Source organism: Ferdinandcohnia sp. FSL W7-1320 (assembly GCF_038050315.1).
Lineage (GTDB): Bacteria > Bacillota > Bacilli > Bacillales > Bacillaceae_L > Ferdinandcohnia > Ferdinandcohnia aciditolerans.
The window spans coordinates 3385797-3410921 of record NZ_JBBPAM010000001.1 but is presented as its reverse complement, the minus strand read 5'-3'; the positions used below and the strand labels follow the sequence as shown (position 1 = coordinate 3410921).

General features: G+C 38.3%; 24 protein-coding genes. 18 read left to right on the top strand and 6 right to left on the bottom strand.

Going from position 1 to position 25125, the window contains the following annotated elements; translation table 11 throughout:
• Positions 1–14 precede the first annotated feature (14 nt).
• A complete protein-coding gene (locus tag NST91_RS16895; protein WP_341332077.1) occupies positions 15–668 on the top strand; it encodes an SDR family oxidoreductase in 654 nt (217 codons plus the stop codon).
• A 169-nt stretch (positions 669–837) separates the two neighbouring features.
• Here the strand turns inward: NST91_RS16895 and NST91_RS16890 are convergent, their stop codons facing one another.
• Positions 838–1821, bottom strand: a complete 984-nt coding sequence (locus tag NST91_RS16890; RefSeq protein WP_341332076.1) for a Gfo/Idh/MocA family protein — start codon at positions 1819–1821, stop codon at positions 838–840.
• A gap of 331 nt (positions 1822–2152) precedes the next feature.
• Between NST91_RS16890 and NST91_RS16885 the strand changes: the two genes are divergently transcribed.
• The 4 genes from NST91_RS16885 to NST91_RS16870 all read left to right on the top strand — a co-directional run bounded on the left by NST91_RS16885 (position 2153) and on the right by NST91_RS16870 (position 6218).
• A complete protein-coding gene (locus NST91_RS16885) occupies positions 2153–3463 on the top strand; it encodes a purine/pyrimidine permease (RefSeq protein WP_341332075.1) in 1311 nt (436 codons plus the stop codon).
• Positions 3464–3574: 111 nt separating this feature from the next.
• Positions 3575–4378: an ABC transporter permease gene (locus NST91_RS16880; protein WP_341332074.1), complete on the top strand. Its 804-nt coding sequence runs from the start codon at positions 3575–3577 to the stop codon at positions 4376–4378.
• Positions 4379–4381: 3 nt separating this feature from the next.
• Complete coding sequence (locus tag NST91_RS16875) at positions 4382–5191, top strand: ABC transporter permease (RefSeq protein ID WP_341332073.1); 810 nt, start codon at positions 4382–4384, stop codon at positions 5189–5191.
• A 19-nt stretch (positions 5192–5210) separates the two neighbouring features.
• Entirely contained in the window at positions 5211–6218 is a 1008-nt protein-coding gene (locus NST91_RS16870; protein WP_341332072.1) for an ABC transporter ATP-binding protein, read from the top strand.
• 211 nt (positions 6219–6429) lie between these two features.
• Here the strand turns inward: NST91_RS16870 and NST91_RS16865 are convergent, their stop codons facing one another.
• Positions 6430–7791 (bottom strand): YjiH family protein, encoded by a 1362-nt coding sequence (locus NST91_RS16865; protein WP_341332071.1) that lies wholly within the window; start codon positions 7789–7791, stop codon positions 6430–6432.
• Positions 7792–8002: 211 nt separating this feature from the next.
• Here NST91_RS16865 and NST91_RS16860 point away from each other — a divergent pair, with 211 nt between their 5' ends.
• From NST91_RS16860 to NST91_RS16825, 8 genes are all read left to right on the top strand, one after another.
• A complete protein-coding gene (locus NST91_RS16860) occupies positions 8003–8155 on the top strand; it encodes a hypothetical protein (protein ID WP_341332070.1) in 153 nt (50 codons plus the stop codon).
• Between the two features lie 568 nt (positions 8156–8723).
• Positions 8724–9986, top strand: a complete 1263-nt coding sequence (gene ltrA, locus NST91_RS16855) for a group II intron reverse transcriptase/maturase (protein ID WP_341333456.1) — start codon at positions 8724–8726, stop codon at positions 9984–9986.
• 243 nt (positions 9987–10229) lie between these two features.
• Complete coding sequence (locus tag NST91_RS16850) at positions 10230–11492, top strand: ammonium transporter (protein WP_341332069.1); 1263 nt, start codon at positions 10230–10232, stop codon at positions 11490–11492.
• 64 nt (positions 11493–11556) lie between these two features.
• Positions 11557–12528 carry a DUF294 nucleotidyltransferase-like domain-containing protein gene (locus NST91_RS16845; RefSeq protein ID WP_341332068.1) on the top strand — a complete coding sequence of 324 codons (972 nt, stop codon included), beginning with the start codon at positions 11557–11559 and terminating at the stop codon, positions 12526–12528.
• Positions 12529–12543: 15 nt separating this feature from the next.
• Complete coding sequence (locus NST91_RS16840) at positions 12544–13272, top strand: exonuclease domain-containing protein (protein ID WP_341332067.1); 729 nt, start codon at positions 12544–12546, stop codon at positions 13270–13272.
• 144 nt (positions 13273–13416) lie between these two features.
• A complete protein-coding gene (locus NST91_RS16835) occupies positions 13417–14382 on the top strand; it encodes a bile acid:sodium symporter family protein (RefSeq protein WP_341332066.1) in 966 nt (321 codons plus the stop codon).
• A 125-nt stretch (positions 14383–14507) separates the two neighbouring features.
• Entirely contained in the window at positions 14508–14948 is a 441-nt protein-coding gene (locus tag NST91_RS16830; RefSeq protein ID WP_341332065.1) for a GNAT family N-acetyltransferase, read from the top strand.
• Positions 14949–14987: 39 nt separating this feature from the next.
• Entirely contained in the window at positions 14988–15506 is a 519-nt protein-coding gene (locus NST91_RS16825) for a hotdog domain-containing protein (protein ID WP_121445081.1), read from the top strand.
• Positions 15507–15552: 46 nt separating this feature from the next.
• On the opposite strand, the gene mscL is transcribed toward NST91_RS16825, so the two are convergent.
• Both mscL and NST91_RS16815 read right to left on the bottom strand, forming a co-directional pair.
• Complete coding sequence (mscL, locus tag NST91_RS16820; protein ID WP_121445080.1) at positions 15553–15930, bottom strand: large conductance mechanosensitive channel protein MscL; 378 nt, start codon at positions 15928–15930, stop codon at positions 15553–15555.
• A gap of 70 nt (positions 15931–16000) precedes the next feature.
• Positions 16001–16300: a hypothetical protein gene (locus NST91_RS16815; RefSeq protein WP_341332064.1), complete on the bottom strand. Its 300-nt coding sequence runs from the start codon at positions 16298–16300 to the stop codon at positions 16001–16003.
• 173 nt (positions 16301–16473) lie between these two features.
• Between NST91_RS16815 and NST91_RS16810 the strand changes: the two genes are divergently transcribed.
• Entirely contained in the window at positions 16474–16923 is a 450-nt protein-coding gene (locus tag NST91_RS16810) for an SRPBCC family protein (protein ID WP_341332063.1), read from the top strand.
• 157 nt (positions 16924–17080) lie between these two features.
• Here the strand turns inward: NST91_RS16810 and fdhD are convergent, their stop codons facing one another.
• A complete protein-coding gene (gene fdhD, locus NST91_RS16805; RefSeq protein ID WP_341332062.1) occupies positions 17081–17890 on the bottom strand; it encodes a formate dehydrogenase accessory sulfurtransferase FdhD in 810 nt (269 codons plus the stop codon).
• Between the two features lie 391 nt (positions 17891–18281).
• Here fdhD and NST91_RS16800 point away from each other — a divergent pair, with 391 nt between their 5' ends.
• The 4 genes from NST91_RS16800 to NST91_RS16785 all read left to right on the top strand — a co-directional run bounded on the left by NST91_RS16800 (position 18282) and on the right by NST91_RS16785 (position 23303).
• Positions 18282–19547 (top strand): L-lactate MFS transporter, encoded by a 1266-nt coding sequence (locus tag NST91_RS16800; RefSeq protein WP_341332061.1) that lies wholly within the window; start codon positions 18282–18284, stop codon positions 19545–19547.
• 62 nt (positions 19548–19609) lie between these two features.
• Entirely contained in the window at positions 19610–19972 is a 363-nt protein-coding gene (locus NST91_RS16795) for a Na-translocating system protein MpsC family protein (protein WP_341332060.1), read from the top strand.
• 441 nt (positions 19973–20413) lie between these two features.
• A complete protein-coding gene (locus NST91_RS16790; protein ID WP_341332059.1) occupies positions 20414–22777 on the top strand; it encodes an FdhF/YdeP family oxidoreductase in 2364 nt (787 codons plus the stop codon).
• Positions 22778–22871: 94 nt separating this feature from the next.
• Entirely contained in the window at positions 22872–23303 is a 432-nt protein-coding gene (locus NST91_RS16785; protein WP_341332058.1) for a hypothetical protein, read from the top strand.
• Between the two features lie 722 nt (positions 23304–24025).
• On the opposite strand, the gene NST91_RS16780 is transcribed toward NST91_RS16785, so the two are convergent.
• Complete coding sequence (locus NST91_RS16780; protein ID WP_341332057.1) at positions 24026–25078, bottom strand: YeiH family protein; 1053 nt, start codon at positions 25076–25078, stop codon at positions 24026–24028.
• Positions 25079–25125 lie beyond the last annotated feature (47 nt).

Genomic DNA, 25125 nt, shown 5'->3' with positions numbered 1-25125 from the left:
AAGGGGCTAGATTGATGAAAGTTTGTGTAGTTGGTGCTAATGGTCAAATTGGAAAACAAGTGGTGGAGCTTTTAAAGGAAAGTAGTGAGCATACCCCCATTGCGATGGTGCGTAAACAAGAGCAAGAAGCCCATTTTGATAACTTAGGTATTGAAAATGTTTTAGCAAGTATTGCAGATAGTGTTGATAAAATAGCAGAGGCCATTTCAGGCTCTGATGCGATTGTGTTTACTGCAGGCTCAGGTGGACATACAGGTCCTGATCAAACCCTGCTAATCGACCTTGATGGTGCTGTGAAGACTGTTGAAGCAGCAGAAAAGGCTGGCGTTAACCGCTTTGTGATGGTAAGTGCATTAGGTGCGAATCAACGTGAAAAATGGAATGAGGCAATTCGTCCATATTATGTAGCAAAGCACTATGCCGATCGAATACTTGAACAAAGTGATTTAACCTATACAATCGTTCGACCTGGTGGTTTGCTGAATGAAGAAGGCACTGGGAAGATTTCAATTGGGGAGAATTTGACAAGAAATACAATTCCTCGTGCGGACGTAGCAAAAGTGATTGTAGCTTCCTTATCTGAGGAAAATACATATTATCAATCATTTGATCTTGTAAGTGGAGATATTCCGATCGAAGATGCATTGAAAAATGTAAAAGGTGATTAAAAGAGACGCTTGCGACGGTTCGGTCGCAAGCGTTCGTTTTTTATTTCTAATTTTAGGCTCCACCAGCTCTCTAGTCTAAGATAATTGCTTCGGAGGGTAACAAGAACCTTTTGTCAGCACTTGTCATACCTTATATTTGTCGCCAACAAGCTCGGGCTCTGTACTTTTATCATTTATCAGCAGGAAATACTAACCCAATTTGCTTACGAGCTTCATCTAATATTTCCATAACTGCAATCGAATTTACATACGTGTTTACATTGGACTCTAAGGAACCATTTTTAATAAGGTCGATAAATTCTTTTGTTTCGTAATACATGGTGTGCTGTTCTGGGAGCTTAGAGATATCTTCAACTCGACCGTCACGATAGCGGATTTCTACTTTTTCAGGTTCTGAAATTTTATCGATGAGAATACTACCCTGTTCACCCTGTATTTCAGAAGGGATATAGGAATTTGTAATTTTTGAAAACATTACCGTACCTTCCATGTCTTTATAATGGGCAAGTATGGCTCCTTCCCCATCGACACCAGAATTGAGCATAAACCCACTTGCTTTAATTGAATCTGGCTTTCCGAATAATTGTACCATCGGATAAATACAATACACGCCAATATCCATTAATGAGCCATTTGAAAATTCAGGTTTAAAAGCATTTAATACATTTCCTTCCTTATAAGCATCGTAGCGGGATGAATATTGGCAATAGCTTGCGAAATAACGACGTACAGGTCCGATTTTATGTAAGTTCTCCCGAATGCTTGAATAGGATGGGAGAAAGCCTGACTTGAGTGCCTCCATTAACAACACATTATTTTCTTTTGCGGCCTTAATCATTTCCATTAGCTCACTCGTATTTGAGGCAATTGGCTTTTCACAAAGAACATGTTTTCCGTGTTTCAAAAGACTAATTGCATAAGAGGCGTGAAAGGAAGTGGGGCTTGCAATGTATACAGCGTCTAGTAAGTCAGATTTCGCCATTTCCTCAATCGAAGTAAAGGTATAAGGTGCATGGTGTTTATTAGCAAATACCTTTGCTCGCTCCTCCGTTCGTGAATAGACAGCTGTTAATGAAAAATCCTCAATTGTATTTGCTGCTCCTAAAAATGAATCTGTAATCCAGTTAGTTCCGATAACTCCAAAACGAATCATAAATTTTCCTCCAAAAATAAAGTATATATATTCATTATAGCAAACATGCAAATTTATAAAATAATGGTAAAATGGGAGAGCACATAACTTTATTCAGCGGAAGTCCACAATTTGCTGGGATTAATGCAGAAAGAGTTACAAGGTGGTCAAACCGATAGAGAATAAAGTTATGGCCTCCGGCGGATGCCACGATTTTTCGCGGTAATTTTTCGAGCAGTAAATCCAAAGACTAAGAACGCCACATCATGTGGCAACGTCTTTATGACCCACTTCCTGTGGGACTAAAAATCGGGCGCAAATACGCCAAGGCGCATTTGATAGTAGGATAGGGATGAGAAATTTGAAAGTTTTTTTTAGTTCATTACAATGGCTAGCCTTTATCATTGCTAGTTCTATAGTAGCCCCAATTGCAATTGCGGCCCTATATGGAATGGACCCAGTTGAGACAGCGAGTTTTGTCCAAAGGACCTTCCTCGTATTGGGATTATCCTGTTTAATACAAGTGTATTTTGGACACCGTTTGCCGATTAATGAAGGACCTGCTGGTTTATGGTGGGGTGTATTTATTATCTATGCAAGCTTAGGTCCGACATTATATGGTTCAGGTGAAGGAACACTTCGGGCAATTGAAGCAGGTATTTTAGTGAGCGGGGTTCTTTTTATGCTCTTAAGTATTTTCGGGATTATTGATCGACTATCGAAATTATTCACGCCAGTTGTAACAGGCACTTATTTAATTTTACTTTCACTACAATTGAGTGGTTCCTTTCTAAATGGCATTTTCGGTGTTGGGTACCGTGGTGCAGAAACGGTTAACTTAAAAATCGCAGGTATTTGTTTATTTATTATTCTATTTACCTTTGTTTTTGCCGAAAAAGGACCTCGTGCTTTAAGACAATACTCCGTTTTAATCAGCTTGGCCCTTGGTTGGATTATTTTTGCTGTACTTGGATTAATCGAACCAACCAATGTTGCGTCATATAAATGGATAGAGGTACCTAAGATCTTTCCTTTCGGTCAGCCGATCTTTGATAGTGGAATGATTACGACCTCAATCCTTGTGACACTGTTGCTTTTAACCAACCTTATAGCTAGTGTAAAGGTCGTTGAACAAGTGCTTCAGTCACAAAATGTATCATTAGAAAAAACTAGATTTCGTCCTGCAGGTTTTATGGCAGGAATAAACCAGATGATAGCTGGACTCTTCTCTGCGGTTGCACCTGTTCCGATATCAGGGGCTGCCGGCTTCATTGCCACTACGAAAGTTAATACAAGACTCCCATTCATTGTTGGAAGTTTCATCTTGGTCGGTATAAGTTTCCTTCCGAAAGTTATGAACTTCGTTTCAGGTTTGCCTGCACCAGTGGGATATGCAACGGTTTTTATCATTTTTGCTAACCTTATGCTTCCGTCTTTAGCAATGTTTGAAACTCTAGAAAACAAATATCAATCCAGACTGATAATCGTTTTTTCATTATTCGTTGGGGTAGGTGCAATGTTTGTTCCTTCAGAAGCGTTTACGGATGTACCACCCATTTTAACTTCAATCTTGAATAATGGTCTCGTCCTTGGAACTGTTGTGGCAGTCTTGATTGAACAAACCGTTTCAAGACTTGGGTCTAAAAAGAAAGAAAGAGTCTAGTCGGAAGTAGTAGAATTATGCTACTATAAAGAAAAATCAGTTAAAAAAGGTAAGGGAGTTCGTCATACTCTACTTTTATCTTGTGTTTCATAGTTTACTAGAGGTGAATGAATGGATACGGTAAAAATGTATACGGCTTTTACGAAGAAAGCCTTTATGAGATCAGCTGCATATCGCTTTGACGTATGGACAAGGCTGGTTTCAAATATCATATTTTTGTTAATGTGGATGTCAATTTGGTTTGCGCTTTATGCTGGCAAAGAAGAGGCGAGTGGAATCTCCCTAACTGCAATGCTTACATATGTTGTTGTCAGTCAGTTTTTAACGGCAGTCAATGGTGCCGGAACGCCGCTGTGGGAACTGCAAGAAAAGGTACGAACTGGAGACATTGCACTCGAACTTATGAGGCCATTTGATGTACCGTTACGTTATTTATTTGCTGACTTTGGAAGTGTAGCTTTTTATATGCTGACTGCACTTGTCCCTTTATATGTTCTCTTGTTTTTCTTTGTTGATTTAAGCCTGCCGACATCATGGATGACATGGATTTTATTTATTATTTCCGGGTTTTTAGGGTTTTTAATACGATACTGTATTGAGCTGACATTTGGATTATTTACATTTTGGCTTATTGAAACAGGAGGAATAGAGGATATCTTCTATTTTTCTGTATCCCTTTTATCAGGCTCAGTCATTCCGTTGTGGTTTTTTCCTGGATGGTTACAAACGTTTGCGACATATTTACCATTTCAAGGGATTTATTTTATTCCAAATGCGATTTTTATCGAAGAAATTAGTGGCAAAGATGTGTTTATTTCAATTGGGATTCAGTTTTTTTGGGTAGCTGTGTCCTATACAATCCTCCGTTTTGTTTGGCGAAAAGCATCAAACAAAGTGATAGTACAGGGAGGGTAAAGGATGACTAAGATTATTGAATATGTTCGTTTGTATTTCCGACTAGTCGGAGCGGGAGTACGTGCCCAAATGCAATATCGGTTTGCGTTCATCATGCGAATTGTTGGTATGGTCGCGGCCTATACGGGAACCGCGGTAACTATGTGGATTATGCTCTATCAATTTAAAGAACTTGGAAAATGGAATTTTTATGAGTTGTTATTTCTTTTTGCGTTAGCTGTTCTATCGTGGGGATTCTGTATTATCCTCTTTTTCCATTTTAGAAGTTTGGACACTTATATTGTGAATGGGACCTTTGACCGTTTTCTTGTTCGTCCAATCAACCCATTTTTTCATTTTATGGCAATGAAATTTGATATTGGAGCTGCCGGTCAATTTATTTTTAGTATTCTTGTATTTATATGGGTTAGCAATGCTATTGATATTCATTGGCAATTTGGAAAAATCCTCTTTTTACTTGGGGCGATTATTGGTGGGATTTTAGTTCAAGGAGGACTGCTTGTCTTCATTTCAGCCATTGCCTTCTGGACGACTAAGTCAGAGCGCTTCTACTGGGTTGTGATGTATCCAGCTCGAAATCTAACGAATTATCCACTTGCTATCTATCCTAAGTTTGTTCAATGGGTAACAGCATTTGTTGTTCCTTTTGGATTTGTGAATTACTTCCCAGCAGCGGTTATATTAGATAAGGATACACCTTATTTTTCTTCCTATATTGGATATTTTACACCGCTTGTGGGTATCGTGTTTTTTGTCATTGCATATTATGTTTGGATGCTCGGCTTAAGTCGATATAAGAGTGCTGGATCGTGATTAAAGGGGTGAATGTGTCTTGGCCATAATTGAAGTAGAACATTTAAACAAAGAATTTAAAATTGCAAAAAGAGAAACAGGTTTTGTAGGGGCCTTAAAAAGCGTCGTAAACCGCCAGTTTGTCACGAAAGAAGCAGTAAAAGATATTTCCTTTTCCATCGAAAAAGGGGAAATGGTTGGATATATTGGACCAAATGGAGCAGGGAAATCAACTACGATCAAAATGCTTACAGGTATTCTTGTTCCATCAAACGGTTCCATTATTGTAAATGGGATTGTGCCGTATGAAAAACGTAAGGAGAATGCGAAAAACATTGGTGTTGTGTTTGGTCAACGGACACAGCTGTGGTGGGATCTCCCGACAATTGAGTCATTTGAATTATTAAAGGAAATATACCGCGTTCCTGATGCGCGTTATAAAGAGAACATGAATACATTCTCGGATATTCTTGGCTTAGGCGAGTTTTTGAACACGCCAGTTCGACAGCTATCATTAGGTCAACGTATGAGAGCGGATATTGCAGCGTCACTTTTACATGACCCTGAGATTTTATTTTTAGATGAACCAACGATAGGACTGGATGTTGTTGCAAAAGAGAAAATGCGTGAATTTATACAGGAAATTAATAAACTTCGCGATGTGACGGTGATCTTAACGACACATGATATGGAGGATATTGAAAAGCTTTGTAAACGAATGATTTTAATTGATCATGGCCAAAAGGTGTATGACGGTGATATAGCAGCAGTTAAGTCTCGTTTCGGAAAAATGCGGACTTTGATTGTTGATGTTGAGGAAAATGGCGTCGATTTACACGTTTCAAATGGTGAGCTCATGAAAGAGGAAGGGAACAGAAAGTGGATCCGTTTCAACCGTGATGATTTTTCCGCTTCGGACGTGATTTCGCAAATTACGCAAACCCATAATATTACTGATTTAACAGTGGAAGAGCCGGAAATTGAGTCGATTATCAGCAGAATATATCAAGAAGGATTTACGAAAGAAGAGGTTCCTGTGAAAGTTTGATATTTTTGACGTGTTTCAGCCCTACAGAGGATTACTTCGTGGGGCTTATTTTTATATCATGGTCGATAAATTTGTGTTATGGCTGTTAATCAGAATTTATGGCTGTTAATCAGAATTTATGGCTGATATTTCATATTTTTGGCCAATAATCGTGATTTATGGTTAATACATAAAAAAGCCCCGAATCAGCTTCGGGGTTTAACCTATTATTTTAAAAAAACAAATATGCCATGCCTACAATGATTGGTAAGGTAATTAACGTACGAAGTAAAAAAATGAATACTAAGTCCAAAAAAGAAACCGGTAATTTTGAACCAAGTAACAATCCACCAACCTCTGACATGTAAATTAACTGAGTGATAGATACTCCTGCAATCACAAATCGTGTCAAATCATTTTCAATATCCGCACCAATAATAGAAGGTAAGAACATATCTGCAAATCCAATGACCATAGTTTGGGCTGCAGCAGCAGCTTCTGGTACTTGAAGAAGCGAAAGAATCGGTACAAATGGAGCCCCTAAATAGGTGAAGAACGGCGTGAATTCCGCAATAATAAGTGCGATTGTTCCGATTGCCATTACGACTGGAACAACGCCCAGCCACATATCCAACACATTTTGAACCCCACCTTTTAACACTTTTGAAAAGTCTCCACTTTTTCTCGCTTGTATAACTGCTTGCTCCACGCCCCACTGAAGTCGTCCTACATTTGCCGGAATGGCTTCGTCCGCCTTTTGAGTAGTGCCTTCATAGTACGTATCCGACTTCCTAGATAATGGTGGGATTCTCGGCATGATGATGGCCGCAACCAAGCCTGCAAATAAGATTGTGAAATAAAATGGTACAAACATATGCTCTAAACGCATTTGGGCTAAAATAACGACTGTAAACGTGATGGAAACTACAGAGAATGTCGTACCAATAATAGCTGCTTCCCGTTTTGTATAATAGCCATCTTCGTATTGTTTATTGGTAAGAAGGACCCCAACGGTTCCATCACCTAACCATGAAGCGATGGCGTCAACAGATGAACGTCCAGGTAATCTGAAAAGAGGACGCATTACCTTTGTTAACAATGCTCCAAAAAGCTCTAATAAGCCAAAATCAAGTAACAATGGTAAAAAAAGTCCTGCAAATAAAAATACGGAAAATAACACGGGAATCAAATCAAATAGCAAAGTTCCACCAGTTGTATCTGACCAAATCGCGGAGGGACCAACCTTGTATAATGTCATGATAGAGAAAATCATTCCAAGAATCCGTGCAATCACCCATATTGGAGATACATAAAAAAGTCCAGATAAAAAGGGAGATTTTGTAATGAATGATGGTTTAAAGAATACTGTCAAAATAGAAAAAATCCCTGTGATTGTAATTAATGCCGTCATAATATAAGGAATTGAACCGCCTAATAAATCTTGAACAATGCCCGCCAAAATCGCAACAGGGATCGTGAATGAATCTTTATATTGAAATGGTACAATAAATAAAATAATACCGATTAAAGAAGGGATTAGGAACCTTAAATATTCTGTTACTGCAGTTTTTTCTTGTTGTTTTTGGATTGCCATGTTGTATCACCTCAAATACTATTCAGAAAAAGTCACAATGATTACTTTATAACAATTTTTATAAAAATGCGAGTGATTTTTAAATAAAAATGCTTCCAAACGTATAAAAATACTATTCTGAAAACGGTTATATCTACCAGCTTTTTTTGTAGCATTCCCAACTCAAACTAAAACATATATGGGGACATTAAAAAGAAAGGAGTGGATCCTGATGAAGAAACGCCAACAGAAGGGCGATGCAACCATTGCAGTCGGAATGGACACAGAAAATGATTTACAAGAGGAAGCGACATCAGAAGAGATAGAAAAAGGCGATTACACACAAGTTACGACCCTGTCTTATGACGAAAATGATCCTAGTTGAAGAAGTCGTTAAGAAGCATATCACTGAGGTGAATATGCTTCTTTTGTGTGCCAGGCATGTTCATTAACTTGGCGGTGAGAGTCCGCTATGGGCGTTGGGATATGCGAACCATTAGCCAAAGGCAAGGGTGTCCGTGGCGACGCGGAATCTGAAGGAAGCCCAAGGCAAATCCTCGGTCTGAGGTACACGAATCACATTTGAGGTTTACGTTTCAGGACGAGTTTGCAAAACAAAACAAAGTCCAAAATATCCCCAGATGAACCGTAAATAAATGTGGCAGATATATGAGGAGAAAGTGAATGAACTTACCCTGGGAGGTCTCTTGGTATCCTGGAAAGGAACCCACTTAGTGATAAGTAGCTGAATCAAGAGAAGTCAGCTGATGTCATAGTATCAACCTTGCGGTTGAGAAGGACGGAACGAAAGGAGTGGCCATGTTAGACTACTTTACAAAGGAACGAAGACACAGCCAATCGTAAGACTACATTAGAGCTAGAAGGGCGGAAACCGACGAACTCTATTGTAGAGTGGAGTTCTCTTTGTGCAAAGTCAAGAACATGGGAACGATATGGAATATAATAACGAATTAATTGAGAGAATCATAAGCCGAGAGAACATGAATCGAGCCTTTCAGAAGGTAAAGAGAAACAAAGGAGCAGCAGGAGTCGATGAGAAAGATATAGAAGCTACTCGCCTTTATTTGAAAGAACACGGACAAGAAATCATTCGACTTATACGGGATGGGCAATACAAACCTCGAGCAGTTAGAAGGGTAGAAATCCCAAAACCTAACGGTGGTAAGCGTAATTTAGGAATCCCTACAGTAACCGATCGAGTTATCCAGCAAGGAATTATTCAGGTGCTGACCCCAATTTTCGAGAAACAATTTAGCCCTCATAGCTATGGATTTAGGCCTAATAAGAGTGCTCATCAGGCTATTGAGCAAGCTAGATTATACATCGAAGATGGGTACCAATATGTTGTAGATATGGACCTAGAAAAATTCTTTGATAAAGTACAACACGATAAATTAATGTCTATCGTAGCTAAGACCATTACTGATAAACCGACATTAAAACTTATACGTCGGTACTTACAAGCAGGAGTCTTGGAACATGGTGTTGTGTCTGTAAATAAAGAAGGTACTCCACAAGGAGGACCACTTAGTCCACTACTTAGCAATGTCATCTTAAATGAGTTGGATAAAGAACTTGAAAAACGAGGGCATAAATTTGTCCGTTACGCCGATGACTGCAACATATACGTGAAGAGTCAAAAAGCTGGTGAACGAGTTAAAAGCGGAATAACCGACTTCATAGAAAAGAAGCTAAAACTCAAGGTGAATGAAGAGAAAAGTGCGGTGGGAAAGCCCTTAGCACGTATATTCTTAGGGATGAGTTTCTACCGAAGTAAGGGAAAAGTCAGGGTGTACGTGCCAAAGAAATCTAAACAAAGGTTTGAAGGTAAGCTAAAGAAACTTACAAACCGCAATTGGGGAGTAAGTATGGAGTATCGCATTCAAAAGATAAACCGACTAATTCAAGGGTGGGGAAACTATTTCAAAATCGCTGATATAAAGAGATATACATATCTATTAGACGCACATATCAGAAGAAGATTGAGAGCCTGCCGATGGAAAGAATGGAAGAAAACGAGAACCAAATACCGAAACCTAAAGAAATTAGGCATCTACTCAAGAACTGCTTGGAAATGTGCAAACTCCCGAAAGGGATATTGGAGAACGTCTAATAATCCTGTCTTGGATTCAGCTATGAATAAAGAATACTGGTTGAAACAAGGACTGAAACAATTGAATCAAATTATTACATAAACTTTCGAACCGCCGTATACCGAACGGTACGTACGGTGGTGTGAGAGGTCGGCGCGGTAACGCGCCTCCTACTCGATTTAATTAATGTTATATTTTCTTACATAATTAATCTAATAATTTCAAAAAGTAGTTGATTTTAATCTATATTTTAGATTATTATTAATAATCATATACATGATGTTATGTTTTATAACATCTAATGTAATGTAAAATAACAATTTGCGTAAAAGGGGGAAGATGAAAATGGACGTTTCTTATTTAATGAACAGTCTATGGGTAATGGTTGGAGCAATTTTAGTTATTTTTATGTTAGGTGGATTCATACTACTTGAAGCAGGTTCAACCCGAATGAAAAATGCAGGACATATCGCAGGTAAAACGATTTTTACATTCGGTCTTTCGTCATTAGTGTTTTGGGCAGTCGGATTTGGATTTATCTTCGGTGGCAACGCAAACTTTTTTGTAGGGTTATCAGAATTCTTTTATTCTGGAAAAGAACTCGATTTAGGTCTTAATTCATCTGTCTTCTTTTTATTTCAATTAGCTTTTGCGGGAATAGCGATTACGATTGCAACAGGGGGTTTTGCCGAAAGAGCGAAATTATCAGTGTACGTTGTATTTACCATTCTTTTTGCAGCAATTGTTTATCCTGTGGTTGCTCACTGGATTTGGGGTGGCGGCTGGTTAGCAGAGCATGGAAAGCAAGACTTTGCAGGATCGACGGTTGTTCATTTAACAGGTGCAATGGCAGCTTTTGCAGCCACAATTTTATTGAAACCGCGTATTGGAAAATACAATAAAGACGGGTCATCGAATACTCTTTTTGGACATAACCAAGTGTATACAGCGTTAGGGGTATTAATTCTTTGGATCGGTTGGTTTGGATTTAATGCAGGCAGTACGGTATCTGTTGATGCAGGATTCTTTGGTTTCGTTGCACTAAATACGAATTTGGCAGCAGGGGCTGGAGTGGTAGCGGCATTATTCATTTCATGGATTGTATTAGGTAAATCAGATATTCCGACCATGTTAAATGGCGCATTAGCGGGGTTGGTTGCGATTACAGCATCTTGTGCATTTGTTGATACATGGGCAGCTGTGGTGATTGGTTTTGTAGCTGGAATCCTTGTTTTTTATAGTGCACGATTCTTTGAAAAGAGAAAGATTGATGACCCGATTTTTGCCTTATCAGTTCACGGAGCAGCTGGTATTTGGGGTACATTATCGACTGGATTTTTTGCAACACCAGAGCTTGCTACAGTTGGGCAGGCGGGATTGTTTTATGGTGGTGGATTCACGCAATTAGGCGTACAGTTCTTAGGAGTTGCAACATCAGGTCTCTATGCATTTATTGTTTCTTTTATCATTCTTGCTGTTCTGAAAAAGGTTATGGGTGGTCTACGCGTAACTGAAGAAGAAGAAATTATGGGCTTAGACATTAGCGAGCATGGCAGCTATGGTTATCCAGAAGTTTTCTTAGCTAAGGAAGATAAGTTAAGTTCGTAATCTAATATGCAAGCCCTCTAGTAATAGAGGAGCTTGCTATCATTATGGTTTAGGGGGTGTATCGATGAATAAGAACATGCAAACATATGATTCAATTAAAAATTTAAGGGAGAAGTTGATTTTCCAATATCAGATTGATGCAGATTCCCTAAACCATTTTCATGATAAGGTGATGAAATATGTTTTTCATTTGGCGCTAGAGCAACAGGTGCAAAAAACAAAAATTCCTCCCTGTGAATTTGTATGGTTTATTACTGGTAGTGGAGGTAGGTTGGAGCAAGGGTATGTAAGCGACCAGGATCATGGAATTATATTCGCCGAAAATTCAATAGAAGCTTCTCATTTTTTTTATGAATTAGGAAAAGAGCTTTCTTATGGTTTATACAAAATTGGATATCCATATTGTGAGGGTAAAATCATGCCGTCCAATCCTTTATGGTGTAGCTCGGTAGAGGGTTGGCAACATCAGATATCATTATGGATGGAAGAGGAAAGCTGGGAGGCCATGCGATATTTGCAAATTTTTTATGATTCACGAGTTCTTGTAGGAAGTAGTCAATTATTAAGTGAACTTAAGTTCCATATTCTTGCCAATCAGGAGGCCAATACTAACCTGTTAAGAAGGCATATGGAAAACATTATGTTTGTCAAAAAAGCGATTGGTCCACTCGGTCAACTTGTGGGAGAAGAAAAAGGAGAATATGAAGGATCTGTCGATTTAAAGCAGACCGCTTTTCTACCTTATGTAAACGCAATTCGAGTGCTTGCGATAAAGGAAGGCTTATTAGAGACATCTACGATCGATCGTATTGAAGCTTTACTAAAGCGAGGGTATCCCCCTGAATTTAAGGGGTATCTTGAACATTTCAAGCTTTTACTTGAACTTAGGAATAATCTTTACAACCATACTCAGTCTTACGAAGCGAGTCATTTTATTCCAATTAAGAGTTTAGATAAAAGACGAAAAAAAGAACTCCGCGACATTTTGAAGAGTGGTTACAAACTACATCAGTATGTTCGTTCAATTATCGTGTAGAGGAGTGGTTGAAGTATGGCATTTGAACCATTTGTTCAATTTGTACGGGGGCTTCATGGAAAAGTAAATACAAGTGGAATGGGTGGAAATCAAGGCCTTAGCTTTCAACAGGTTGCTTTTCTACGTCAAATTCATAGAGATCTTCAGCAAGAGGATAAGTTGACAGTTCCGTTAGATGAGCTATCTGTTGTCGTGTTTGATATCGAAACAACGGGCTTCTACCCAGACCAAGGGGATGAAATTATTTCACTTGGTGCAATTAAAGTGGAGGGCGGCACAATTCGTGAAAATGAACTATTTTATTCGCTTGTATTCACTAAAAATGAGGTCCCTGAGAAGATTCAAGAATTAACGGGAATCAACTCTGAAATGTTAAAAAATGCCCCACTACTTTCGGAGGTTCTCATTCAATTTTTTGAATTTGCGAAAGGGAATCCCCTCGTGGCACACCATGCAAATCATGAAAAAGCTTTCATGCATACAGCAAGTTGGAAGCAATTTCGTACCCCATTTAAACATCGAATTATCGATACCTCCTTTTTATACAGGTTAGCAGAACCTGATTTACGATTGACTAGATTAGAAGATTTATGTGAATATCACCAAATCGCTGTAACTGATAGACATCATGCGTTAGGAGATGCTGTTTTAACAGCTAAGCTTTGGTCACTTTATATAAAAAAAATCCAAGCGTTAGGATGCCGGACATTAAGGGATGTTTATGATCGGCTAGCAAAACTTTAAGGAATTGAAGCACTCATTTAAGGTGTTTCTTTTTTTATGTTAATTTTACCCAAATTTATGTTGGACAACTACTGTCGTGCTAAAATTGTAGTATACTAAAATAACGGTCTTGTGAAACGATACTCAGTCCTTAGGAGAATGATAATGTTACAGAAACTTAATAAAAAACTAGAAAAACTTATGCCGCTCATTACACCTACAAGTGTAGTACTTGGTGTCTTATTAACTGCATACTTAGCGCCGTTTTCATATTTAGTACCATGGATTTTTGCATTTATTACTTTTTCCGGAGCGTTAAGTTCAAGTTTTAGTTCTTTAAAGAGAGCTCTCACTCATCCATTTCCAATCTTGATTGCACTTATTACTTTACATTTAATTATGCCTGCGTGGGCTTGGGTTGTCGGGCATTTATCCTTTCTGGGTGACAGTTTTACGATCACCGGAATGATTTTAGCAGTTGTGATACCAACGGGAATATCGAGCTTTATCTGGGTGGCGATGAAGCATGGCAATATTGCATTGACGCTTTCTATTATATTAATTGACACATTAATTTCCCCATTTGTAGTGCCATATAGTTTAACTTTGTTTGTCGGCAGTAATGTTGAAATGGATATTCTTAGCATTATGCAAGGTCTCCTTTTTATGGTCGTGTTACCCTCTATCCTTGGTATGCTTGTCAATCATTTTACTAAAGGCAAATGCACTAAAACACTTAGTCCGGCTTTGGCTCCATTTTCAAAGATTAGTCTCGGTGTCGTTGTGATGATTAATAGTGCAGATATTGCTCCTTATTTAAAAAATGTGGACTTGAAACTAATCATGACTGGCGCAGTTGTATTTTTTATTGCGTTTTGTGGTTATATGATTTCATGGGGGATTGGTCGCCTTCTAAAGCTAGAATCTGATGTCATTATCGCCCTTATTTTTACGGGAGGTATGCGTAATATTAGCGCAGGTGCCGTCATTGCCATTGCATTCTTCCCAGCCGAGGTTGCTGTTCCTGTCGTTGTAGGAATGCTCTTCCAGCAAATACTAGCTTCGATATATGCATTCTTCATTGATCGCGTATATTCATTTGAACGTGTTGAACAAAAATTCACCGCATAACAAACGTTAGTCATTTGGCTAACGTTTTTTGTTTAAAAAGATTGAAAAATTTAGTCCGAAAGCATACGATTATATGTTGGGAGGTCATAAAACCTCCTTATGCTAATGTATCGGGGGATACTCACTTGACAGTGACCTTACAAAAAATCACACGTGATAATTGGGAAGAATGTATTGATTTAAAAGTAAGTAAGGACCAACAAGGTTTTATCGCGTCAAATCTTTATTCACTTGCAGAGGTACAGTTTTTGCCAAACTTTGGAGCGCTCGCTATTTATGCCGATAAGAAAATGGTTGGTTTTACGATGTACGGTTTAGATGAGGATGATCATAATTACTGGATTTATCGTATTATGATTGATGAAAAATACCAGGGGAATGGCTACGGCACTAAAGCTCTATTACAGGTAATTGAAAATATCAAACTTAAACCAGATGCCAAAGAAATCATAATCGGGTATATCCCAGATAATATTGAAGCAGAAAGAACGTATTTACGTGCAGGCTTCCAATCAAATGGGTTAGATCCTTGGGGAGAAAAACTAGTTAGTTTGAAATTGATCTAAAACGTGAAGAATATAAAAAAAACGAAGGAGGGCTTACATATGGAAGAGGCAAAGTATTGCAGAGAATCCTTTGTTGTGAAAACAAGTAATGTTTTTCCGCCTGATACAAATTATCATGGTACCATGTTTGGTGGTAAATTGATGGCTTATATTGATGATGTTGCTTCTATTTCAGCAGTGCGTCATTCACGTTCACCTGTTGTAACAGCATCAACAGATTCAGTGGATTTTCTTCATCCGATTAATGAAGGAAGCTCTGTTTGTTTAGAGGCTTTTGTTACCTACACAGGGCGATCATCTATGGAGGTTTTTGTGAAGGTGATTGCTGAGAACTTATATACGGGAGAACGACATATTTGCGCATTGTCGTTTCTAACCTTTGTTGCCTTAGATGAGAATGGGAAACCCAAACCCGTTCCAAAGGTCATTCCAAAGTCTGAGGAAGAAAAGATGCTACACGAATCAGCAAAAGATCGTGCAGAGAATCGGAAAAGACGTAAAAAAGAAAACGAAAAAATGGCGTCTAAATTTAGTATTGCATTACCATGGGAAGTATAAAAAAGGTTGTCCGGAGTCAATCACGACTCGGACAACCTTTTTTAAATTAGCTGCGTTGCTCTTTTAATAAATCACGAATCTCAGTAAGTAATTGCTCCTCTTTTGATGGAGTTGGTGCAGCAGGCTTTTCTTCTTCTTTTTTCTTAAAGCGCTGGAAAAAGCGAATAAAGAGAAAAATAGAAAATGAAATAATGATAAAGTCCACGACTGTTTGTAGAAAAGCACCGTACATAATTTCTTCACCATTAAAAGGGATAGAAGCTTTGGAAATATCAATCCCGCCTAATAAGAAACCAAATAGTGGCATTATGATATCATTCACTAGTGATGAAACGATTTTTCCAAATGCTCCACCGATGATAACCCCAACAGCAAGATCAATCACGTTACCTTTGAGGGCAAATTTTTTAAATTCATTAATCATGAGTAAATTCTCCTTTCAAACCATTTCTTATTTTACATAAATCATTGGAAAAGAAAATAGTACATAAGGCTTATCCCTTAAATCTTTCTAGCTGATGCAGCATGTTTTCAGTTCTTAAAATTTCAATTTGTCTCTCACCTAATAAATCAAAGTGAGGAAATCCGGTCCGGTTATGAATGTATTTTGAAGGAATGCCGTATTGTTCGCCCCAGCTTTTAAGTTTTTTAAGGTCAGCACAGCCTACTTTTGTCACGGTCTTCATCCCCGGAAAACGGTCATCAATCCAATAATGTGTCAAAAATGCAATTTCTCCCTGTGAAACTTTACTTTTCCACTCGAGAAGTTCCTTGCGTCTAATTCCAAAAGCCATAAAAAGTCTCTCCTCTATACAAACATCTATTTTTATTTTACCCATTATACCAAAAAGAAATTTTACCAATAGACTATGACAGTTGTCTTACGATTTATCATTTTAGTTCTATAACAAATTTTTGCTAATAAAATTGTAACATCATCTTAGAAAAAATCGTTAGGAGTGGGATTTTGAAAAAAGCTGACAAATTTATCGTACATGCAGACCGAGAAAGTGTCTATTCTGTATTTATTGACCCAATGAAATTAGGCCCCTGTTTTCCTGGTTGCAAAAAAATTAAACAATTAAGTCCAACAAAATATGAAACATTGGTAGAGGTCAAGGTACAGTTTGTCCCAATCAAAATTCAAGGAATTGGAGAGTTAAAAGAAACAATTGAAAATGAAAAGATTGTCGTAGAAATGAAAGGGAAACCAGTTTCGCTTTCGGGTTCATTTACAAATACCCTTACGGCAAACTTAAAAACAATCGAACCGAATCAAACCCTTGTTGAATACGAAATGGATTTTGAGATGACCGGTAAATTAGCCTCAATTGGGGAGCTTTTGATGAAAGGGTCAAGCAATAAACAGTCTGAGGAGTTCATGAAAAACGTAAAAGAGCTGTTTCAACACACGTAAATGAGTGGTCTTTCCGATAATTGAAAAATATGGCTAATAATTTAAATTTATGGCTGATATCGTAAAAATATGGCTGATACTCAAAAAATATAGCCAATAGGTAAAATTAGTAACGAAAAAAGATTAGTAGGAGGAAACCTACTAATCTCTTTTCTGTTTATCTAGTAGCTTCAAACGATTCCTGAACAATTCTTTCTGGATGTGAATAGACATTCAGCTTACCTCCACGGATGAAACCAACGGCCGTTATATTCAGTTCTTCAGCCATCTTAATGGCCAAATCAGTTGGTGCAGATTTTGATAAAACAATCCCAACTCCAATTTTCGCCGCCTTTAACAATACCTCTGAAGAAATCCTACCACTAAACACAATCACTTTATCACGAACAGGAATTTTATGATTTAAGCAGTATCCATAGATTTTATCGAGGGCATTATGTCGGCCAATATCGGTCCGATTGATAATCATATCGTTTGGTGTGCAAAGTGCTGCATTGTGCACACCGCCTGTATCTTTAAAGACAATACTTTTTTGCTGCATTTCGTTCATTAAGGCAATGCATTCTTCAGGTGTGAGGGTAATGGTTGATGTTGAGGTTTTGGCTGTTTTCGAGTCATTCACAAAATAGAATTGCCTGCCTTTTCCACAACACGAACCGATAAAACGCTTTGAATAATATTCCTGGCTAGTTGTTACTTCAGTCATCGTATCGACATACGCATAGCCCTGGCCTTCGTCGATATGGAGACTTTTAATTTCGTCTCTAAAACGGATGACTCCTTCTGAAGCTAAAAAGCCAATTACCAGTTCATCAAGCTCTGAAGGGGTACAAACCATCGTTGCAAATTCCTGTTGGTTCAAGACAATCGTCAAAGGAAATTCGGTCACAATTTGATCTTCCTCGTCAAAAAGCTGACCATCTTCAAATTTGATAATCCCTTTTCTAACAGTAATGGAATCCACCATCTATACACCTCACTCTCCTAAAAAATCTATATAACGCATCTAGTTACTAAATATATAATCATACTTTTATTGGAAGGACAACAATAAAAATTTTTCACTACTCGAAATAGTTAAATAAAAGTTATTGTTTTATTTTGCTAGCTTTGGTAATATTTTATTATATAGTTCACAATATTGACACACTTTTGTCACAGGATAGCGTACCTGTCTCTGCTGCTAAAGGTGCAGTATTGGAAACGATAACTGTTAATTTTGTAGTAGCGATCCTGCTAGGTAAATTAACCGTCATCACCCTTTTTATGCTTATTTAAGCATTGGGCTGCTGGCGGTTTTTTGTTTTTACAACTACTGCAAAATATAACCTATCATTTCATAATAAAGGAGAGAAGAAATGGAAAAAACAAAAAATCGTTGGCTCATTGCTGCCTCTGCCGTTGGAATTCACTTATCAATCGGTTCTGTTTACGCTTGGAGTGTATTTACAAAACCACTACAATCAGAATTCGGATGGGATTTAACTGACATCAGCATGACGTTTAGTATCGCGATTCTTTTCTTAGGATTATCGGCAGCTTTCCTGGGGCATTTCGTTGAAAAATATGGCCCTCGAGCATCTGGAATTCTTGCTGCCATATTCTTTGGCGTCGGTATCACAGGATCTGGTCTTGCGATTAACCTAGAATCATTGCCATTATTGTATTTATTCTATGGTGCGTTAGGTGGAATTGGTTTAGGTGTTGGATACATTGCTCCAGTATCGACACTTGTAAAATGGTTTCCTGACAGACGTGGCATGGCAACGGGCCTTGCAATCATGGGTTTTGGATTTGCGTCATTAATCAGTAGTCCTATCATGCAAAAACTCATCGTTTCTGTTGGAATAGCAAATACGTTTTTTATTTTAGGAGTTTCTTATTTTGCCATTATGATAATTTCATCACTATATCTTGCCCCACCTGAAGCAGGTTGGATGCCAGCAGGATTTAAAGAGAAGGTCTCGAGTGGAGCTAAAAAGGTAAAACAGGATTTATCACAATTAACGGCAAACCAAGCGATAAAGACAAAACGTTTTTATTATTTATGGCTGATGCTCTTTATCAACGTTACGTGCGGAATAGCAATTATTTCTGCTGCTTCTCCACTTGCACAGGAGAGTGTAGGCTTATCTCCAGTTGCAGCTGCTGCGTTAGTAGGAGTTTTAGGTGCTTTTAACGGGCTTGGTCGTATTGGTTGGGCGTCGGTGTCTGATTATTTAGGAAGGCCCAATACATATACAGTATTTTTTGTTATCCAATTAATTGCGTTTCCATTACTGCCACATGTGTCGAACCCAGTGTTATTCCAAGTATTACTAGCCCTTATTTATACATGTTACGGTGGTGGTTTCTCTGCAATCCCAGCATACATTGGGGACTTGTTTGGAACAAAACAACTAGGTGCAATCCACGGCTATATTTTAACAGCATGGGCAGCAGCAGGTCTTGCTGGTCCAATGTTTGCATCTTGGATTCGGGACACAACTGGAAGCTATACACAAAGCTTAACGGTATTTACTGCGCTCTTTGCGGTGGCACTAGCGGTTTCCCTTTTAATTCGTTTGGATATAAAAAAACTACGTAAGCAGCAATCCGGAAAAGGGTCTGAGCTTGCTAGTTGACAATCATTGGTAGTTTGATTAACTTAAGGTTAATGAAGTTACTAGTAAAGGGTAGACATAAAATGAATAAATACGAAGCTGAGTTTAGTAATCTAGTAAGGTCGTTCCGTAAAAAGCACATGGGGAAAGGACCAAGCAAAATCACAACAACCTTTTGTAAAAATTGGGCCATATGTGAGATGGAAGGAAATCTATCTCCAGTTGAAAAGTTTATTGCCGGTGCAGATGAAGGAAAACAAATGCTTCGTGCGGCAAGAACCGAAATGGTAAAAGAAATGTACCGAAAAAATAGACCAGTTGAAATGGAAGAATTTTTAGGTTCAAATCTAGTAGATTTATTTGTTGATATTGATATTGATCGAGACTTCGGAATGTCAGTCTTTGTATTTGATCAAGATCTAGAGAAGAAATTTAAAATTAAATAACAATATAATGTGTTCAAAAGAAGGTTAAAAAGGACCGAGAATTCAAGGTGCGCGAGCTCCCGAGTACCAGAGCGAGGCAACTGCTTGAGTTAACTACATTGCAGCCTTGCGCTGAGGAATTTACTTCGTGAATAAACGAGTAGACGCAAGCGCATAACTTGGTTATTCACCCTGTTCTCGGAGCAATGTACGCAGAAATTTGATGCGTCATTTTAGGTCGAATTTTTGAACAACCTTATGTGTTGGCACTTGGTAGCGACCCTGCTAAAGACTAACCACCGTTCATTATTCTAACAACGTAGAATCATGTTTCGGTGGTTTTTTCTATAATTTTAGAGTTTTAGAAGGATTAAGCAGTTTAATGCCGAAAGCATAGTTAATATATGTTAACTTTGACCATAGACATAGTTATAACTGAATGTGTATAAGGAGGAGTTAAATTTGGGAGAAACAAAGCATCAGGGACCTATTAAATCAACAAAAATGCCACAACCAAAGCATTGGGTAAGTCCGATTCCATTTGGTTTAGGAAAAGTGAAGCCAAAACACATACGAGATACAATGAAAGTTGCTTGGGAAAACAAGGACAATCTAGGGTATGCGACACGTATTTTAACTCAAGGTGTTTGTGACGGATGTGCACTTGGTGTTTCAGGTCTTTATGATCAAACATTGACAGGTCCACATATGTGTACGACACGATTAAATGTACTGCGTTTAAGTACAATGCCGGCGATTCAATCAGATATTCTACATGCAGATATCGATGAGCTTCGAAAGCTTAATAGCACGGAACTAAGAAAGCTTGGCAGAATTCCATATCCGATGATTCGTCGTAAAGGAGAAAGAAAGTTTTCTAGAATCTCCTGGGATGAAGCGATGGACACGATTGCAAATAGAATGAAGAAGTTGAACCCGAAGCAGTATGCATTTTACCTGACTTCCCGAGGGATTACGAATGAATCTTATTATGTGGCTGCTAAGGTTTCTCGTTTCTTAGGGACGAACCATATTGATAACGCTTCCCGTATTTGTCATTCGCCTAGTAAAACAGCGATGAAGCGTTCTATCGGTGTTGGGGCATCGACTGCCAACTATCAGGATTGGATTGGTACAGACGTATTGGTATTCTGGGGAAGTGTTGCATCAAACAGTTCACCTGTTTCAACGAAGTACATGCTTGAAGCTAAAAAGCGTGGTACAAAAATTATTGTAATTAACCCACACAGAGAACCTGCAATGGATAAATACTGGATCCCATCAAATATGGAATCTGCCCTATTTGGAACAAAGCTCGCAGATGATTTTTACCAAGTTAGTATTGGTGGAGACATTGCCTTCATGTTTGGTATTATGAAGCACTGGTTTGAAATGGAGGAAAAGCAACAAGGTTCTGCAATTAATCATAAGTTCGTGAAGGAACATGTAAATGGGTATGAAGAACTGAAAGCGCACGCCAAAGCGCAAAGTTGGGATGAAATTGAAAAATCATCCGGTGTATCAAAGGAGAGAATCGGAGGACTTGCAGAACTTTTAGCTAAGAGTAAAAATGCCGTGTACACATGGGCAATGGGATTAACAATGCATTCATTTGCAACAGATAATATTTCACAAGTCGCCAATCTTGCCTTGCTTCGTGGCCACTTAGGTCGCAAGTATAATGGTCTTATGCCATTCCGAGGGCACTCTTCTGTACAAGGTTCTGGTGAAATGGGAGCAGATCCATTCGTGCTGCCAGGTGGCGAATTTGATGAAAAAAATAGGAAGCGCCTGGAAGAAATTTGGGGTTTTGAAATTCAAAAATGGCAAGGAGATATTGTGGGGGTTACTCTTGAAAATATCGTGCTCCCAGAGGACCATGAACGAAAGGTAAAGCTCTATTATATGTCTGGTGGCAATTTCCTTGAAACGATGCCAGACCCTAAGTTTGTCGAGAAAGCATTGTCTGAACTCGATATTCGTGTGCACCAAGATATTATTTTAAATACATCAACACTTGTGGATGCAAAAGAAGCGGTCATTGTTTTACCGGCTAAGACACGTTATGAACAAGAGGGTGGAGGAACATCAACATCAACAGAACGTATGGTTTATTTTTCACCTGAAATTGGAGGAAATAAAAATGAAATTGCTGAAGCTCGCGCTGAGTGGAAAATCTATGTAGACTTGGCCAAGCGGGTGAAACCTGAACACGCACATTTAATTGATTTTAAAAGCGGGCAGGAAATCCGCGATGAAATTGCCATTGCCAATCCGAACTATAACGGTATACAGCTCCTTAAGAAAAAAGGGGATGTATTCCAATGGGGAGGTGCATGGCTTTGCGAAGGTGGAGTATGCCCGACCCCGGATGGAAGGGGTAATTTAATTCCTGTTGATATCCCTGATTTCGGTAAGAAAGAAGAACAATTCGTACTCACGACTCGCCGTGGAAAGCAATTTAATTCTATGATTTATAAAGAAGTTGATCCATTCAATGGTGCCGGCCGTTATGATGTGCTGATCAATCCAATGGATGCGAAGGAGCTTCGTGTTACAGACGGGGAAGCAATCGTTGTCCACAATGGTTTTGGAGTCTTCCAAGGAAAAGCCAAATTTGCTGATATCGCCAGAAAAAATCTAGGCGTTCACTTCCCAGAAGGGAACTTTTTATTACCACGAGGACGTTATGAAAAATTTGCCGGTATTCCCGATTACAATATTGCGGTGTATGTTGAAAAAGCAGAGCGTTTCAATGCACGAAAAGATACAGAATATCAAGAAAAAGAAATCGCGGATGATTTAAATATTGATCCTCCAGCATAAAACTGTTGCCCCCAAGCCAAAATTGGGGGCATTTTCATGTGCAAAACTGGGAATGGCTAACAATATATTCTGATTAAATGAAGGGATGTTACAGTTGATTTCGTTTCGTGGAGATGCACATAAAATTTACCTTAGGCTAAAAAAGAATATTAATCATGATTCCACCTTCCACCATGTTAAAGAAATGGTAGAAGTTCGAGATATTAAGTCCTTTTATGAAAAAATTGATTCAAACACGTTACAAATCATTCATTACCGCATGTTAAAAGAGCAAAATGGTTCTGGCATCATTCCCATTTTAATTACGGCAATCCCTTGGTTTTTGTTTCTTTTTGCAAGCCAATTGCAAAAGTTTTTGTTTGGAAAAGGCTACTTGTATTTAATCCTATTTAGTATCATTTATTTTGCTTTGCTTTTCTTTAGTGTAATTCTTCATTTTCGTGAAAAAGCATGGGCTTCCTTTCACATCCAAATGATTAGTGACATCTTGGAGGAACGAAAAGAAGTTGGGAAACAGACTAGATAAAAAATTTGGTAATACACGATGCTTGGTTATTTTTATCAGGAACAAATAGATAAGATCTAACACGAAATTCAGAAGGGTAAGTCAAAAAGTCTATAGATTTTGACAGTCGTTGCAGGAAATTAACAAGTAGAGTTGAATCAGCGAGTGATTCGAACAGTCAACGTTTGAATTAATCAAGTAGAGTCTGAATTGGCTAGGGATTCTGACAACAATCCCCGGAACTTATGAAGTAGAGTCTGAATCAGCCATGGATTCTGACAGCCAACGCCTGAATTAATCAAGTAGAGTCGATATCAGGGAGGAATTCTGACAACCAACGTCTGAATTAATCAAGTATAGTCCGAATCAGCGAGTGATTCTGACAGCCAACGCCTGAATTAATCAAGTAGAGTCGATATCAGGGAGGAATTCTGACAACCAACGTCTGAATTAATCGAGTAGAGTCCGAATCAGCAAGTTATTCTGACAGTCAACGTCTGAATTAATCAAGTAGAGTCGATATCAGGGAGGAACTCTGACAACCAACATCGAAACTATTCTATATAAGGCAAAATTACCCCACAATCCCTACGATAAAGTAATAATAGAAACTGGGTTTAATTAAAATGCTTCGTAAAGAACATAAAAAAGCATGTCAACCTAATTAAAAGGTGACACGCATTTTTTTAACCAGAATATCACTTATTAACGTACTCCTCCGAAGGAAAACCTCACTTTCTTTCCTAATAGAGAAGTTGAATTATGGTTAGAGTTAACAGTCCCATCATGACAGATGATAGTAAACCTAGAAATAATGGACGAAGGCCAACTGATTTGATTTTTTTGAAATCAGTACCAAGACCCACACTTGCCATGACCATAAGGATTAGAAATTTGGCAACCCCATCTGTTATGCTTGTAATCGATGTTGGAAGCGAGAAGATGGTATTGACCGCCACCGCTCCAGCGAAAAATAAGATAAAAATCGGAAATACCTTACTTATCTTCACTTTGCTGCCCGCGGCTCCCTTTGATTTTATAGAAATAATGATAGATAGAATGAGAGTAACAGGCACTAGCATGAGTGTTCGGATCAACTTGATGATGACAGAAGTATCGCCAGCAGCATTGCTATAGCTATATCCAGCAGCTACTACCGATGATGTATCGTGTATTGCGACCCCTGCCCATATTCCAAAAATATGGTCTGGCATGGAAAAAAGTTGTCCTATTAATGGGTAGAATAACACCGCCAATACATTAAAAGCAAAGATGGTATTAATCGCATAAGCTGTTTCTTCCTCTTTTGCACGAACAATTGGGCTTGATGTAACAATAGCTGTTGCACCGCATATTGCTGTTCCTAGAGAAACCAGAATTGGAATATTTCCACTCAACTTAAAGAGTTTGGCCAATAAAAATGTAAAAAGAATTCCTGCTAAAACCGCTACAACAACTAATAGAATTGCTTCATACCCTAGTTGAAAAATACTGGCATAACTAAGACCAAAACCAAGAAGAACAATCGCAGTCTTAAGTAACATTTTTAACGTATAGGAAATTCCTTCCAAAAAAACAGTCGGTATTCCCAAAAAGTTTCGGATCATGATTCCGATGATGATTGCAATTACAGCTCCACCAATCAACGGAAAATCCTTACCTAATGAGTTCGCCAAAACGCCTATAATAAAAACGAGAGCTACACCAGGAAGCTTATTTCGGAGTGATTGTGTGTGCTCTAACAAAAAAGATCTTTTTTCGTAAGTTTGTGATACTTGTAGATTTGCATTACCCACGTGTTCCATCCCTCAATATATATAATAAGTTTTATCTTACCATATCG